The organism is Pseudomonas sp. FP1742, assembly GCF_030687145.1.
GTDB classification, from domain to species: Bacteria; Pseudomonadota; Gammaproteobacteria; order Pseudomonadales; family Pseudomonadaceae; genus Aquipseudomonas; species Aquipseudomonas frederiksbergensis_D.
The window spans coordinates 1,804,525-1,819,273 of record NZ_CP117460.1 but is presented as its reverse complement, the minus strand read 5'-3'; the positions used below and the strand labels follow the sequence as shown (position 1 = coordinate 1,819,273).

Sequence of the window (14,749 nt, the reverse complement as noted above, 5' to 3'; positions counted from 1 at the left end):
GCATTCGGTGCTGCACTCATTCAAGTGCCGCACCACCTGTGACTGCTGCTTGCGTAACCTTTCCGGGTACCCGGTGCAGCTACGCAAGACTGCGTCCAGCGGACATTCCGCGGTGAGTCTTGCATGCAAGGCTCACGACGGGCCGTACCGCCGTGGTTTCTTATTATCCGCTTAGCGTTTCTTGCGGTTGGCAATGTGGATGGCGCCGCCATTCACTGCCAACGCTGCTTCGTGCAAGGCTTCAGACAGGGTCGGATGGGAGAAAACCATCATGCCCAGGTCTTCAGCGCTGGTGCCGAATTCCATACCGATCGCGCCCTGCTGAACCAGTTCTGCAGCGCTTGGGCCAATCACGTGGACGCCCAATACGCGGTCAGTCTTGGCATCAGCGATGACCTTGACGAAACCACCGGTATCGTTGGCGGCCATGGCACGGCCAGAGGCTGCGAACGGGAAGGTGCCGACGTTAACTTCTACGCCTTCAGCTTTCAAGGCCTGCTCGGTTTTACCGACCCACGCGATTTCCGGGTGAGTATAAATAACCGAAGGGATCAGGTCATAGTTCATCTGGGCTTTGTGGCCCTTGATGCGCTCGACAACCATGATGCCCTCTTCCGAGGCCTTGTGAGCCAGCATCATGCCGCGAACCACGTCACCGATGGCGTAAACGCCCGGTACGGTGGTGGCGCAGTGATCGTCAACGTGCACGAAACCGCGCTCGTCCAGGGTCACGCCGCAATCGGCGGCCAGCAGATCAGTGGTCACCGGACGGCGACCAACGGCGACGATCAGCTTGTCGAAAGTGATGTTCTGTTCGCCGTTGGCATCGGTGTAGTTCACAACGACTTCATCGCCGTTCACTTTGGAACCGGTCACGCGAGCGCCCAGCTTGATGTCCAGACCCTGTTTGGTCAGGGTTTTCAGCGCTTCCTTGGAAACAGCGGTGTCCGCTGCCATCAGGAAGGTGTCCAGGGCTTCCAGAACGGTGACTTCTGCACCCAGACGGGACCATACCGAACCCAGTTCCAGGCCGATGACACCGGCGCCGATCACGCCCAGGCGTTTTGGTACGGATTGGAATTCCAGAGCGCCAGTCGAGTCGACGATCACATTCTGGTCGACCGGAGCCGGTGGAATGTCGATCGGACGCGAGCCCGGAGCCAGGATGACGTTTTCGGCTTCGATGACTTCAACCGAACCGTCAGGCTTGGTGACTTCGACTTTCTTGCCGGCCAGCAGTTTGCCGTGGCCCTGGATCGAAGTGACGCCGTTCGCCTTGAACAGAGTCGCAACGCCGGAGGTCAGGCCTTTGACGATGTTGGCTTTACGGCCGACCATTGCTGGTACGTCCATGGTCACGCCAGCGTGGTTGATGCCGTGGATCGCGAAGCCGTCTTGCGCTTCGTGGAACTTCCAGGAGCTGTCCAGCAGCGCCTTGGATGGAATGCAACCGACGTTCAGGCAAGTACCGCCGAGGGCCAGTTTGCCTTCCTTGTCGGTGTATTTCTCGATACAGGCAGTGGTGAGGCCCAGTTGCGCTGCTTTAATGGCAGCCACGTAGCCGCCAGGGCCCGCGCCAATCACTACCACGTCGAATTTCTGAGTCATGTGTCATTCCTTCTCGAATCAAACCGGACGGCCCCTTTTGGGGACCGTCGTGGGACGAAGCTGGTCATTACGGAAGGGCCGTTCATCACTGAGCGGCCCGAGCAACGAAATCAGATATCCAGCAGCAAACGAGCCGGGTCTTCCAGCAGGTTCTTGATGGTCACCAGGAAGGTCACAGCTTCTTTACCATCGATCAGACGGTGATCGTAGGACAGCGCCAGGTACATCATCGGACGGATAACGACTTGACCGTTGATCGCCATAGGACGCTGCAGAATGTTGTGCATGCCCAGGATGGCCGCTTGTGGCGGGTTGACGATCGGCGTGGACATCATCGAACCGAAGGTACCACCGTTAGTGATGGTGAACGTACCGCCGGTCATTTCTTCCATCGACAGTTTGCCGTCACGGGCTTTCTTGCCGAAAGTGGCGATGCCGCCTTCGATTTCAGCCAGGCTCATCAGTTCGGCGTTACGCAGAACCGGTACAACCAGGCCGCGGTCGCTGGAAACAGCGACACCGACGTCGGCGTAACCGTGGTAAACGATGTCGGCACCGTCGATCGACGCGTTGACAGCCGGGAAGCGTTTCAGCGCTTCGGTGGCCGCTTTCACGAAGAACGACATGAAGCCCAGGCGTACACCATTGTGGGACTTCTCGAACAAGTCCTTGTACTTCGAACGCAGGGCCATGACTTCAGTCATGTCGACTTCGTTGAAAGTGGTCAGCATGGCCATGTTCGATTGAGCTTCAACCAGACGCTCGGCAACCTTGGCGCGCAGACGGGTCATCGGAACGCGTTTTTCTACGCGGTCGCCAGCAGCGAATACCGGAGCCGAAGCAGCCGGTGCGGCAGCCTTGGCAGGCGCGGCAGCCGGAGCGGCTTTCTTGGCGGCAACAGCTGCAACCACGTCTTCCTTGGTCACACGACCGCCTTTGCCAGTGCCGGCAACGGAAGCGATGTTGATACCGTTTTCTTCAGCCAGCTTGCGAGCAGCCGGTGCAGCAACAGGATCGTCTTCGCCCGCTTCGGCAGGAGCAGCGGCAGCGGCGGCAGGTGCAGCAGCGGCAGCCGGAGCGGCGGCGGCAGTGCCGCCCGCTACGATGGAGCCCAGCACTTCGTCGGACAGAACGGTGTCGCCTTCGTTCTTGACGATAGCGCCCAGCACGCCGTCAGCAGTAGCCAACACTTCCAGCACAACCTTGTCGGTTTCGATATCGACGATCAGGTCGTCACGCTTTACAGCGTCGCCCGGTTGTTTGTGCCAGGTGGCAACGGTGCCGTCGGCAACCGATTCCGGGAAAGTGGGGGCTTTGATTTCGATAGCCATTATCTGTGGGTCCTTAAATTCGGTTTCAGGTGCGCGAAGGCGTTAAACAGTGAAAGCATCTTGCAGCAGTTGTTCCTGCTGCTCGGCGTGCATCGAAGCGTAACCGCAAGCAGGTGCGGCGGAAGCCTCACGACCAGCGTATTCCAGGACCAGACCTTGTTTGTGGTTGGTCAGGCTGCGACGCATGTGATGCTGGCTGCTGTACCAGGCGCCCTGGTTCATCGGCTCTTCCTGGCACCAGACCACGTTTTCGAGGTTGGTGTAAGGGGCGAGCGCCTCCATCAGGTCGTCCTCAGGGAACGGATACAACTGCTCGATACGCACGATGGCGATGTCTTCACGACCTTCGGCACGGCGTTTTTCCAGCAGGTCGTAGTAGACCTTGCCGCTACACAGAATCATGCGGGTGACCTTTTTCGGGTCAAGTGCATCGATTTCCGGGATAACGGTCTGGAACGAACCTTCGGCCAGATCTTCCAGGGTCGAGATAGCCAGTTTGTGACGCAGCAACGACTTCGGAGTCAGGACCACCAACGGCTTGCGCAGCGGGCGAATCACCTGACGACGCAACAAGTGGTAGATCTGGGCCGGCGTGGTCGGCACGGCTACCTGAATGTTGTGCTCGGCGCACAGCTGCAGGTAACGCTCCAGACGAGCCGAGGAGTGCTCGGGACCCTGACCTTCATAACCGTGCGGCAGCAGCATGGTCAGACCGCAGAGACGGCCCCACTTGTGCTCGCCACTGGTGATGAACTGGTCGACAACCACCTGGGCACCGTTGGCGAAATCGCCGAACTGCGCTTCCCAGATGACCAGAGCGTTAGGCTCTGTGGTCGAGTAACCGTATTCGAACGCCAGAACCGCTTCTTCGGACAGCAACGAGTCGTACAGATCGAAACGCGGCTGACCTTTATACAGGTGCTGCAGCGGAATGTAGGTGCTGGCATCTTTCTGGTTGTGCAGCGCCGCATGACGGTGCGAGAAAGTACCGCGGCCTACGTCCTGGCCAGTGATACGAATCGGGTGACCTTCGAACGCCAGGGTCGCGTACGCCATGGTTTCAGCGTAACCCCAGTTGATCGGCAGGCCGCCGGCTTGCATCTTCTGACGGTCTTCGTAGATTTTCGAGACTTGGCGCTGAACCACGAAGCCTTCCGGGATTTCCAGCAGCTTGGCGGACAGTTCCTGCAAGGTTTTCAGATCGAAGCGAGTGTCGTGACGCGCGGTCCAGGCGTGGCCCAGATACGGACGCCAGTCCACGAACAACTCTTTGTTCGGCTCTTTGACCAGGCTTTTTACAACATGCAGACCGTTGTCCAGCGCGTTGCGGTATTCATCGACTTTCGCCTGAACACGCTCAACGTCCAGTACACCGCTCTGGGTCAGGCGATCGGCATACAGCTCACGGGTGGTGCGCTGTTTGGCGATTTGCTGATACATCAGAGGCTGGGTACCGCTTGGTTCGTCGGCCTCGTTGTGGCCGCGACGACGGTAGCAGACCAGATCGATCACCACGTCGCGCTTGTACTGCATGCGGTAGTCGATCGCCAGCTGGGTCACGAACAATACGGCTTCCGGATCATCACCATTCACATGGAGGATCGGCGCCTGGATCATTTTCGCGACGTCGGTGCAGTACTCGGTGGAACGCGAGTCTTCCGGATTGCTGATGGTGAAGCCGACCTGGTTGTTGATGACCAGGTGGATCGTACCGCCAGTCTTGAAGCCGCGGGTCTGCGACATCTGGAAGGTTTCCATGACCACGCCCTGACCGGCGAATGCCGCGTCACCGTGGATGGAAATCGGCAGAACCTTTTCACCGGTAGGGTCGTTACGACGATCCTGACGGGCGCGAACCGAACCCTCGACCACTGGAGAAACGATTTCCAGGTGAGACGGGTTGAAAGCCATGGCCAGGTGAACTTCACCGCCGGTGGTCATGACGTTGGACGAGAAGCCCTGGTGATATTTAACGTCACCGGAACCCAGCTCGACCTTCTTCTTGCCTTCGAACTCGTCGAACAGCTCGCGCGGGTTCTTGCCGAAGGTGTTGACCAGCACGTTCAGACGGCCACGGTGGGCCATGCCGATCACGATTTCCTTGGTGCCGTAGGAACCGGAACGCTGGATCAGCTCGTCAAGCAGCGGAATCAGGCTCTCGCCACCTTCCAGGCCGAAACGCTTGGTGCCCGGGTATTTGGTACCCAGGTATTTTTCCAGACCTTCAGCAGCAGTAACGCGCTCGAGCAAGTGGCTCTTGATGTCGGCAGAGTACGTCGGACGGCCGCGCACGCTTTCCAGACGCTGCTGGAACCACTGGCGCTGCTCGGAATCGACGATGTGCGTAAATTCAGCGCCGATGGTGCGGCAATATGTCTGCTGCAACGCTTCGTGAATTTCGCGTAGGCTCGCCTCCTCTTTGCCGATGAACAGGTCGCCGGCACGGAAGGTCGTATCAAGATCGGCATTGGTCAAGCCGTAATGATTGATTGACAGGTCTGCAGGTGCAGGACGCTGCCACAGCCCCAGCGGGTCAAGCTGGGCTGCCTGGTGGCCACGCATACGGTAGGCCTGGATCAATCGCAGCACTTCAACTTGCTTCTTCTCGTGCTCACTGCTCACGCTGCCGGCGGAAACCGGTTGGGCGCGGCGCTGGTTCTTTGCCAGCAAGACGAAATGATCGCGAATTGTGGAGTGCGAAACATCGGTGGCAGTGTTGCCATCAGCAGGCAACTTCTGGAAGTAGGTGCGCCACTCTTCTGGCACAGCGTTAGGGTCGTGCAGGTAGAGCTCGTAGAGCTCTTCCACATAGGCAGCGTTACTACCGGAAAGGTAGGCGCTGTTCCACATGCGCTGCATCACGCTTTCTTGCATGCTTGGTCACCCTCGGTTAGGGGAACACCACCGGCGTCGACACCGAGCAAACTTGCAGAAGTCCGAATGCAGCGACTAAAACAAGCCACTTAGGATCACGCTGATAGTCCGGGTACCAGCCCGGATGCCCCTGCTTGTCTCATTTCTTCAAAATAAGAGCCGCAGCCTTATGGGCTGCTGCTCAGGTTAAAACTACGGCGCCGGTTGAAGCCTGCGCCGCAGCATCTACGGGTACAGCGGTCCTACGGGTACAGCAGCTGAATCACACGCCGCTTTGCAGCAGCATGTTACGGATGTGACCGATGGCCTTAGTCGGGTTCAGGCCTTTCGGACAAACGTTGACGCAGTTCATGATGCCCCGGCAGCGGAATACGCTGAACGGGTCATCCAGCGAAGCCAGACGCTCGGACGTCTTGGTGTCGCGGCTGTCTGCCAGGAAGCGGTACGCTTGCAGCAGAGCAGCCGGGCCCAGGAACTTGTCCGGGTTCCACCAGAAGGACGGGCACGAAGTCGAGCAGCAAGCGCACAGGATGCACTCGTACAGACCGTCGAGCTTTTCACGCTCTTCAGGGGACTGCAGACGCTCGATGGCCGGAGCCGGCGTGTCGTTCTGCAGGTATGGCTTCACCTTTTCGTATTGCTTGTAGAAGATGCTCATATCGACGACCAGGTCACGGATAACCGGCAAACCTGGCAGAGGACGAACGATCAGCTTGTTACCTTTTACGACGGCAGACAGCGGCGTGATGCACGCCAGACCGTTTTTGCCGTTGATGTTCATGCCGTCGGAACCGCAAACACCTTCACGGCAAGAGCGACGATAGGAGAAACCTTCGTCCTGCTCTTTGATCAGGGCCAGCACGTCCAGCACCATCAGGTCTTTACCACCGGTATCAACCTGGAATTCCTGCATGAACGGCGCAGCGTCCTGATCAGGGTTGTAACGATAAACACTGACTTGCAACATGGCGGCCACCCTTAATAAGTCCGAATCTTAGGTTCAAAAGTCGGAACAGTCTTCGGCGAGAAGTTCACTGCACGCTTGGCAACGCGCTTCTCACCCGGGAAGTACAGGGTGTGGCACAGCCAGTTTTCGTCGTCACGGTCTTCGAAGTCTTCACGGGCGTGAGCACCGCGGGACTCTTTACGTACTTCTGCAGCGATGGCGGTAGCTTCGGCCACTTCCAGCAGGTTCTGCAGCTCCAGCGCTTCGATACGCGCGGTGTTGAACGCCTGGCTCTTGTCGTTGATCTTGACGTTGGCGATACGGCCACGCAGTTCAGCCAGTTGAGCAATACCCTTCTGCATGTATTCGCCGGTACGGAACACACCGAAGTAGTTCTGCATGCAGCTTTGCAGCTCACGACGCAGGGTTGCCACGTCTTCACCTTCGGTACGCTCGTTCAGAGCGGACAGACGTGCCAGGGCCGCGTTGATGTCGGCGTCGGTGGCGTCATCGTATTCGATACCGTCGGTCAGTGCTTTTTCCAGGTGCAGGCCGGCAGCGCGGCCGAATACCACCAGGTCAAGCAGCGAGTTACCGCCCAGACGGTTGGCGCCGTGAACCGATACGCACGCCACTTCACCCACTGCGAACAGGCCAGGGATGATTTCGTCGACACCTTCGTCGTTCTGGGTGATTGCCTGACCGTGAATGTTGGTCGGAACGCCGCCCATCATATAGTGGCAGGTCGGAACGACAGGAACCGGAGCAACAACAGGGTCAACGTGCGCGAAAGTCTTGGACAGTTCGCAGATGCCCGGCAGACGGCTGTGCAGCACTTCCTCGCCCAGGTGGTCGAGTTTGAGCATTACGTGGTCGCCATTCGGACCGCAACCGTTGCCGGCGATGATTTCTTTAACCATCGAACGGGCAACCACGTCACGACCGGCAAGGTCTTTGGCGTTCGGAGCATAACGCTCCATGAAACGCTCGCCGTGCTTGTTGATCAGGTAACCACCTTCACCACGGCAACCTTCGGTAACCAGTACACCGGCACCGGCGATGCCGGTCGGGTGGAACTGCCACATTTCGATATCTTGTACCGGTACGCCGGCACGCAGCGCCATACCAACGCCGTCACCGGTGTTGATCAGGGCGTTGGTGGTCGAAGCGTAGATGCGACCTGCACCGCCGGTGGCCAATACGGTGGCCTTGGCACGGATGTAGGTGGTTTCACCGGTTTCGATGCAGATCGCGATCACACCGACGAACTCGCCTTGACCGTTCTTTACCAGATCGACAGCGTAGTATTCGTTCAGGAACGTGGTGCCGGCTTTCAGGTTGCCCTGATAAAGGGTGTGCAACAGCGCGTGACCGGTACGGTCGGACGCCGCGCAAGTACGTGCAGCCTGGCCGCCCTTGCCGTAGTCCTTGGACTGGCCGCCGAACGGACGCTGGTAGATACGACCGGTCTCGGTACGGGAGAACGGCAGGCCCATGTGGTCCAGTTCGAAAACTGCGGCCGGACCTTCCTGACACATGTATTCGATAGCGTCCTGGTCACCGATGTAGTCGGAACCCTTGACGGTATCGTACATGTGCCAGCGCCAGTCATCGTTCGGATCCGCAGAGGCGATGGCGCAAGTGATGCCGCCCTGAGCCGATACGGTGTGCGAGCGAGTCGGGAAAACTTTGGTGATCACGGCAGTCTTGTGACCGCCTTGTGCCAGTTGCAGCGCAGCGCGCATGCCGGCACCGCCGCCACCAATAATGATGGCGTCAAAAGAAATCGTTGGAATGTTAGCCATGGATCAGATACCCCAGAGAATCTGCACACCCCAGACGAAGTAAGCGAACATCGCGACGCCGCATACTGCCTGGAAAAGGAAACGTACTGCAGTCGCGGACTTGCCCAGCGCCATCGGCGTCAGGTAGTCGGTCGCGATGGTCCACATGCCGACCCAGGCGTGAGCGCCCAGGGCCACAAGGGCCAGCAGACTGAAGATACGCATCCCGTTGTGGGCGAACAGACCATGCCATTGGGCGTAGCCAATGCCAGGGTTCGCAACGAGGTATCCGATCAGGAAGATGAAATAAGCCGCGAGAACAACCGCAGACACACGTTGCGCCATCCAGTCATAGAGGCCCGAACGCGAAAGGTTCGTAACGCTGGTTACCATATCCAAACTCCTGCCAGAATGATCAACACCACGGAAACGGCGATGATAATTTTCGAGCCCAGGCGGCCGCCTTCCAGCGTCTCACCGATGCCCATGTCCATGATCAAATGGCGCACACCGGCTACCAGGTGATACAGAAGAGCGGACAGGAGGCCCCATGCTACGAACTTGGCCAGCGGGCTGGTCAAGCATGCCTTCACCTCGACAAAACCTTCCTCGGAACCCAGAGACTTGCCCAATGCATACAGCATGAAGCCAAGGCCCAGGAAGAGGATGATGCCGGAAACACGGTGAAGAAACGACGTAACGCCGGTAATGGGGAGTTTGATGGTCCTTAGGTCTAGGTTTACAGGTCGTTGGCTTTTCACGGCTTTTTTTTCACACTGAAGAGCCCCTAACAATCAGGGCAAAGTTGTTGGGGAGTGCACTGGTCAGGTAACCACCACCCAGGGATGCGACCCCCAATAAAGCAGGCCCAAAAGCCCCTGGCGGTCGGTGGCCGAGTATAGACAGTTAGGCTACTAATGACAACGCGTTCACCTTCCCCTAATAGCGCATTGCACAAGTGGCATAAAAGGCGTAAATGGCAGGAAATTTCGAGGAAAAAGTCCGGTTAAAGCCTTCTGGAGCAAGACTTTAGGCAAATTGACATTCGAATTTATCTCACTATAGTGGTGCGGGCCCTGCGTGGGGGGTCTGTCTGATGATTTCAAGCATAAATAGGAGGCCACATGGCTGACAAAAAAGCGCAGTTGATCATCGAGGGCGCAGCCCCCGTCGAGCTGCCCATTTTAACCGGCACCGTTGGTCCCGATGTTATCGACGTTCGGGGCCTGACGGCCACGGGCCGTTTCACCTTTGACCCTGGTTTCATGTCGACCGCCTCCTGCGAGTCGAAGATCACCTATATCGATGGCGACAACGGCATTCTGCTGCACCGCGGCTACCCGATCGAACAGCTGGCTGAAAAGTCGGACTACCTGGAAACCTGCTACCTGCTGCTCAACGGCGAGCTGCCGACCGCAGAACAGAAGGCCCAGTTCGTCGGCACCGTGAAGAACCACACCATGGTCCACGAGCAGTTGAAGACCTTCTTCAACGGCTTCCGTCGCGACGCCCACCCGATGGCCGTCATGTGCGGTGTAGTTGGCGCCCTCTCGGCGTTCTACCACGACTCCCTCGACATCAATAACCCGCAGCATCGCGAAATCTCCGCGATCCGCCTGGTTGCCAAGATGCCGACCCTGGCCGCAATGGTTTACAAGTACTCCATGGGCCAGCCCATGATGTACCCGCGCAACGACCTGTCGTACGCGGAAAACTTCCTGCACATGATGTTCAACACCCCGTGCGAGATCAAACCGATCAGCCCGGTACTCGCCAAGGCCATGGACCGGATCTTCATCCTCCATGCCGACCACGAGCAGAACGCATCGACCTCTACCGTACGTCTGGCCGGCTCGTCGGGTGCCAACCCGTTCGCCTGTATCGCCGCCGGTATCGCCGCACTGTGGGGCCCTGCCCACGGCGGTGCGAACGAAGCCGTACTGACCATGCTCGATGAAATTGGCGATGTCTCGAACATCGACAAGTACATCGCCAAGGCCAAGGACAAGAACGATCCGTTCAAACTGATGGGCTTCGGTCACCGGGTTTACAAAAACCGCGACCCACGCGCCACCGTCATGAAGCAGACCTGCGACGAAGTACTGAAAGAACTGGGTATTACCAACGATCCGCAACTCGAACTGGCGATGCGCCTGGAAGAGATCGCCCTGACTGATCCGTACTTCATCGAGCGCTCGTTGTACCCGAACGTCGACTTCTACTCGGGGATCATCCTCAAGGCGATCGGCATTCCAACCAGCATGTTCACCGTGATCTTCGCCCTGGCGCGGACCGTCGGCTGGATCTCCCACTGGAAAGAAATGCTCTCCAGCCCGTACAAGATCGGCCGTCCGCGCCAGCTGTACACTGGCTACGAGTCGCGTGACATCACCCGGCTTGAAGACCGCAAATAAGACCTGTCTTGCGATAACGTCTTAAGTTGCACCGAGAACGGCCTCTATGTAGATAGAGGCCGTTTTTGTTTGTGCTGATCGGGCTCCGGAAAAGGAGCAAATACGTACCCACGCCCAACCAGGCCGGCCGGTAGGCCGCCTCGCTTTGGCTTTTGCGGTATCCGCCCCCTCGAGAGGCCGAGTGGAGATTCTGCGCAGTGGGCAACCCGGCATGGATGCCGGGTTAGCCGCCCCCCCCCGGCCATGGATGGCCGATGGCGGCGGGCCCACGGAGCAGGACCGGAGCGAGGGCATGCCGAGCCCAGGCGAGGCACCGAACGCAAGGGGCAAGAGCCCTTTGGTTACTTTGGGGCTTTTCCAAAGTGACCCGCTGTAAGAGCGGAACCCTAAGTGGCCGTTACCGCAGCAATGGATATGTACACCATCAAAAAACAAGCCGCCCGGCATATAGCCTTCGCGGGCAAGCCTCGTTCCTACAAAGTGCGATAACCGCCCATAAAAGCCCAATAAAAATGCCCCGATCTCTCGACCGGGGCATTCGTGTCAATGCAGCTTATATATAAGAAGCCTTAGTGCGAAACCGCCCCACTCGCCCCCAACCCTGTCTGCGAACGCACAAACTGCGGGAAGAACAGCGCCCGCTCGTTTACACCCTCAGCCGACTTGTCGGTGACCGAGAAGAACCAGATCCCGACAAAGGCAATGGCCATGGAGAACAGCGCCGGGTATTCGTACGGGAAGATCGCCTTCTCGTGACCCATGATCTGCACCCAGATGGTTGGCCCCAGCACCATCAAGCCAACAGCACTGACCAGCCCCAACCAACCGCCGATCATCGCACCGCGAGTCGTCAGTTTCTTCCAGTACATGGAAAGCAGCAGTACCGGGAAGTTGCAGCTCGCCGCAATGGAGAACGCCAGGCCCACCATGAACGCAATGTTCTGCTTCTCGAACAGAATGCCCAGGCCGATCGCCAGCACTGCCAGGGCGACGGTGGTGATTTTCGAGACGCGGATTTCGTCCTTGTCGTTGGCCTTGCCCTTCTTGATCACGCTGGCATACAGGTCATGAGACACCGCCGAGGCACCGGCCAGCGTCAGGCCAGCCACCACCGCGAGGATGGTTGCGAACGCCACCGCCGAGATGAAGCCCAGGAAAATACTGCCACCCACCGCGTTGGCCAAATGCACCGCCGCCATGTTGTTACCACCCAACAGCGCGCCAGCCGCATCTTTAAAGGCAGGGTTAGTGCTGACCAGCAAGATCGCGCCGAAGCCGATGATGAACGTCAGGATATAGAAATAGCCGATGAAACCAGTGGCATACAGCACGCTTTTACGCGCTTCTTTCGCATCACTCACGGTGAAGAAGCGCATCAGAATGTGCGGCAGGCCAGCGGTACCGAACATCAGCGCCAGACCGAGGGAGAACGCCGAAACCGGATCTTTCACCAGGCCGCCCGGGCTCATGATCGCTTCACCTTTAGGGTGAACCTTGATCGCCTCGGAGAACAGCATGTTGAAGTCGAAGTTGACGTGCTTCATCACCATCAGCGCCATGAACGAGGCACCGGACAGCAACAGTACCGCCTTGATGATCTGTACCCAAGTGGTCGCCAGCATGCCGCCGAAGAGCACGTACAGGCACATCAGGATACCCACCAGAATCACCGCAACGTAGTAGTCCAGGCCGAACAGCAGCTGAATCAGCTTGCCGGCACCGACCATTTGCGCGATCAGGTAGAACGCCACCACCACCAGCGAACCACACGCCGACAGCGAGCGGATCTGGGTTTGCCCCAGGCGATAGGACGCCACGTCGGCAAAGGTGTACTTGCCCAGGTTGCGCAGGCGCTCGGCGATCAGGAACAGAATGATCGGCCAGCCCACCAGGAAGCCGATCGAGTAGATCAGGCCGTCGTAACCGGAGGTGAACACCAGGGCGGAAATACCCAGGAAGGACGCCGCGGACATGTAGTCACCGGCGATCGCCAGACCGTTCTGGAAACCGGTGATCTTGCCGCCCGCCGCATAGTAGTCGGCCGCCGACTTGTTGCGTTTGGACGCCCAATAGGTAATGCACAAGGTTGCGCCCACGAACACCACGAACATCATGATCGCGGATACGTTAAGCGGTTGTTTCTGCACGGCACCCGTCAGGGCCTCAGCCGCCCAGGCGCCCGGTGCAAAGGCTGCGATGCTCAACAGAGCCATTAGACGCCGGATCATTGCTGAGCCTCCTTGAGAATTGCATTGTTCAAGTCGTCGAATTCGCCGTTGGCGCGTCGCACGTAGATGCCCGTCAGGACAAAGGCCGAAACAATCAGCCCGACACCGATCGGAATGCCCCAGGTCATCGATGACTCAGGGCTGATTTTCGCGCCCAGAATATGTGGCCCGTAAGCAATCAAAAGGATGAATCCGGAGTAAAGCCCAAGCATGATCGCTGAAAGAATCCAGGCGAATCGCTCTCTTTTGCTCACCAGCTCCTTGAAGCGCGGGCTGTTTTGAATCGAGAGGTAAATGCTGTCGTTCATTGTTTTTATCCTCGCAGCACAGATTTAGTTGGAACGTTATCCACTCTATGCGGCTGCCGGAGAGGTTCCAGACGACCTTAGTATTAGAACGACATGACAGAATCGCCATTTCCCAGGATGCATTAAACAATGTGGGAGCGGGCTTGCTCGCGAAAGCGGAGTGTCAGCCGACATCAACGCTGAATGACACTCCGCTTTCGCGAGCAAGCCCGCTCCCACACAAAAAAAACAAAAGGCCGCTTGGCAGTTACGCCAAGCGGCCTTGGGAGGTGCTGACTAGAGCCATCAGCTCAAATCATTTGGTCCAGTCGGCAACGCGATCCGGGTGTTTGGCCACCCAATCCTTCGCTGCGACTTCAGGCTTGGCACCGTCCTGGATCGCCAACATGACTTCGCCGATTTCGTCTTTCGACGCCCACTGGAAGTTCTTCAGGAACTTCGCGACTTCAGGCGCTTTGGTTGCCAGTTCTTTGCTGCCGATGCTGTTCACGGTTTCAGCCGCGCCGTAAACGCCTTTCGGGTCTTCCAGGAAGCGCAGTTTCCACTTGGCGAACATCCAGTGCGGCACCCAACCGGTGACAGCAATGGATTCGTTTTTCTTCTCGGCACGGGTCAGCTCGGCAATCATGCCGGCGCCGGAACTGGCCTTGAGAGTGTAATTGTCCAGGCCGTAATCCTTGATGGCCTGATCGGTCTTGAGCATCACGCCTGAACCGGCGTCGATGCCGACGATTCGACCCTTGAAGCTGTCGTCGGTTTTCAGGTCCGCAATAGACTTGGCCTTGACGTACTCCGGCACGATAAGACCGATTTTCGCATCCTTGAAGTTCGGGCCGTAGTCGACGACCTGATCCTTGTTCTTCGCCCAGTATTCGCCATGAGTCACTGGCAGCCACGCCGACAGCATCGCGTCGAGCTTACCGGTGGCCACACCCTGCCACATGATCCCGGTGGCAACGGCTTGCAGCTTCACGTCATAACCGAGTTTCTGTTTGATCACTTCTGCAGCCACGTTGGTCGTGGCAACGCTGTCCGACCAGCCGTCGACATAACCGATAGTTACTGCTTTGCCTTCAGCGCTGGCCATCGTAGAGCTGATCGCCAGCACCAAAGCGGCACTTGCGCCCAAGAGTCGTCGCATCTTCATCGTTACTTCCCCGAAAGTGCTGCACTCGACGGATGCCGAGTCGCTCAACGTATTGTTATGGTGCACAGCGCCCCCATCACGCCCACCGCAAACTCTTCCGAACATCAGC

At 58.1% G+C, this 14,749-nt stretch carries 11 protein-coding genes; 1 reads left to right on the top strand and 10 read right to left on the bottom strand.

The window, feature by feature from the left end:
* Nucleotides 1-171: 171 nt before the first annotated feature.
* The 7 genes from lpdA to sdhC form a co-directional block, all read right to left on the bottom strand.
* On the bottom strand, nt 172-1,608 hold the full coding sequence (gene lpdA / locus PSH64_RS08160) for a dihydrolipoyl dehydrogenase (RefSeq protein ID WP_018925110.1): 1,437 nt from the start codon (nt 1,606-1,608) through the stop codon (nt 172-174).
* A 110-nt stretch (nt 1,609-1,718) separates the two neighbouring features.
* Complete coding sequence (gene odhB / locus PSH64_RS08155; protein ID WP_105339793.1) at nt 1,719-2,939, bottom strand: 2-oxoglutarate dehydrogenase complex dihydrolipoyllysine-residue succinyltransferase; 1,221 nt, start codon at nt 2,937-2,939, stop codon at nt 1,719-1,721.
* Nucleotides 2,940-2,981: 42 nt separating this feature from the next.
* Entirely contained in the window at nt 2,982-5,813 is a 2,832-nt protein-coding gene (locus PSH64_RS08150; RefSeq protein WP_105339794.1) for a 2-oxoglutarate dehydrogenase E1 component, read from the bottom strand.
* Nucleotides 5,814-6,075: 262 nt separating this feature from the next.
* Entirely contained in the window at nt 6,076-6,780 is a 705-nt protein-coding gene (locus PSH64_RS08145) for a succinate dehydrogenase iron-sulfur subunit (RefSeq protein ID WP_018925107.1), read from the bottom strand.
* Nucleotides 6,781-6,791: 11 nt separating this feature from the next.
* Nucleotides 6,792-8,564: a succinate dehydrogenase flavoprotein subunit gene (sdhA, locus tag PSH64_RS08140; protein WP_105339795.1), complete on the bottom strand. Its 1,773-nt coding sequence runs from the start codon at nt 8,562-8,564 to the stop codon at nt 6,792-6,794.
* A 3-nt stretch (nt 8,565-8,567) separates the two neighbouring features.
* Nucleotides 8,568-8,936 carry a succinate dehydrogenase, hydrophobic membrane anchor protein gene (sdhD, locus tag PSH64_RS08135; protein ID WP_105339796.1) on the bottom strand — a complete coding sequence of 123 codons (369 nt, stop codon included), beginning with the start codon at nt 8,934-8,936 and terminating at the stop codon, nt 8,568-8,570.
* The gene (sdhC, locus tag PSH64_RS08130) at nt 8,930-9,304 is read right to left on the bottom strand and encodes a succinate dehydrogenase, cytochrome b556 subunit (protein ID WP_305480412.1); all 375 of its coding nucleotides are present in this window, start codon (nt 9,302-9,304) and stop codon (nt 8,930-8,932) included. The genes sdhD and sdhC overlap by 7 nt, the downstream gene beginning before the upstream one ends.
* Nucleotides 9,305-9,667: 363 nt before the next feature.
* Between sdhC and gltA the strand changes: the two genes are divergently transcribed.
* The gene (gltA, locus tag PSH64_RS08125) at nt 9,668-10,957 is read left to right on the top strand and encodes a citrate synthase (protein WP_105339798.1); all 1,290 of its coding nucleotides are present in this window, start codon (nt 9,668-9,670) and stop codon (nt 10,955-10,957) included.
* A gap of 569 nt (nt 10,958-11,526) precedes the next feature.
* Here gltA and PSH64_RS08120 read toward each other — a convergent pair.
* The 3 genes from PSH64_RS08120 to PSH64_RS08110 form a co-directional block, all read right to left on the bottom strand.
* Nucleotides 11,527-13,185 carry a cation acetate symporter gene (locus tag PSH64_RS08120; RefSeq protein WP_105339799.1) on the bottom strand — a complete coding sequence of 553 codons (1,659 nt, stop codon included), beginning with the start codon at nt 13,183-13,185 and terminating at the stop codon, nt 11,527-11,529.
* Nucleotides 13,182-13,493 (bottom strand): DUF485 domain-containing protein, encoded by a 312-nt coding sequence (locus PSH64_RS08115; RefSeq protein WP_105339800.1) that lies wholly within the window; start codon nt 13,491-13,493, stop codon nt 13,182-13,184. Before PSH64_RS08115 ends, PSH64_RS08120 begins: the two co-directional genes overlap by 4 nt.
* Nucleotides 13,494-13,788: 295 nt before the next feature.
* Nucleotides 13,789-14,640 (bottom strand): glycine betaine ABC transporter substrate-binding protein, encoded by an 852-nt coding sequence (locus PSH64_RS08110; RefSeq protein ID WP_105339801.1) that lies wholly within the window; start codon nt 14,638-14,640, stop codon nt 13,789-13,791.
* Nucleotides 14,641-14,749 lie beyond the last annotated feature (109 nt).

What these genes read in the sequence shown, in the direction of transcription:
- PSH64_RS08150 (WP_105339794.1), bottom strand. Translation starts at nt 5,813, where the DNA reads ATGCAAGAAAGCGTGATGCAGCGCATGTGGAACAGCGCCTACCTTTCC.
- PSH64_RS08110 (WP_105339801.1), bottom strand. Translation starts at nt 14,640, where the DNA reads ATGAAGATGCGACGACTCTTGGGCGCAAGTGCCGCTTTGGTGCTGGCG.
- odhB (WP_105339793.1), bottom strand. Translation starts at nt 2,939, where the DNA reads ATGGCTATCGAAATCAAAGCCCCCACTTTCCCGGAATCGGTTGCCGAC.
- lpdA (WP_018925110.1), bottom strand. Translation starts at nt 1,608, where the DNA reads ATGACTCAGAAATTCGACGTGGTAGTGATTGGCGCGGGCCCTGGCGGC.
- sdhA (WP_105339795.1), bottom strand. Translation starts at nt 8,564, where the DNA reads ATGGCTAACATTCCAACGATTTCTTTTGACGCCATCATTATTGGTGGC.
- PSH64_RS08120 (WP_105339799.1), bottom strand. Translation starts at nt 13,185, where the DNA reads ATGATCCGGCGTCTAATGGCTCTGTTGAGCATCGCAGCCTTTGCACCG.
- gltA (WP_105339798.1), top strand. Translation starts at nt 9,668, where the DNA reads ATGGCTGACAAAAAAGCGCAGTTGATCATCGAGGGCGCAGCCCCCGTC.
- sdhD (WP_105339796.1), bottom strand. Translation starts at nt 8,936, where the DNA reads ATGGTAACCAGCGTTACGAACCTTTCGCGTTCGGGCCTCTATGACTGG.
- PSH64_RS08145 (WP_018925107.1), bottom strand. Translation starts at nt 6,780, where the DNA reads ATGTTGCAAGTCAGTGTTTATCGTTACAACCCTGATCAGGACGCTGCG.
- PSH64_RS08115 (WP_105339800.1), bottom strand. Translation starts at nt 13,493, where the DNA reads ATGAACGACAGCATTTACCTCTCGATTCAAAACAGCCCGCGCTTCAAG.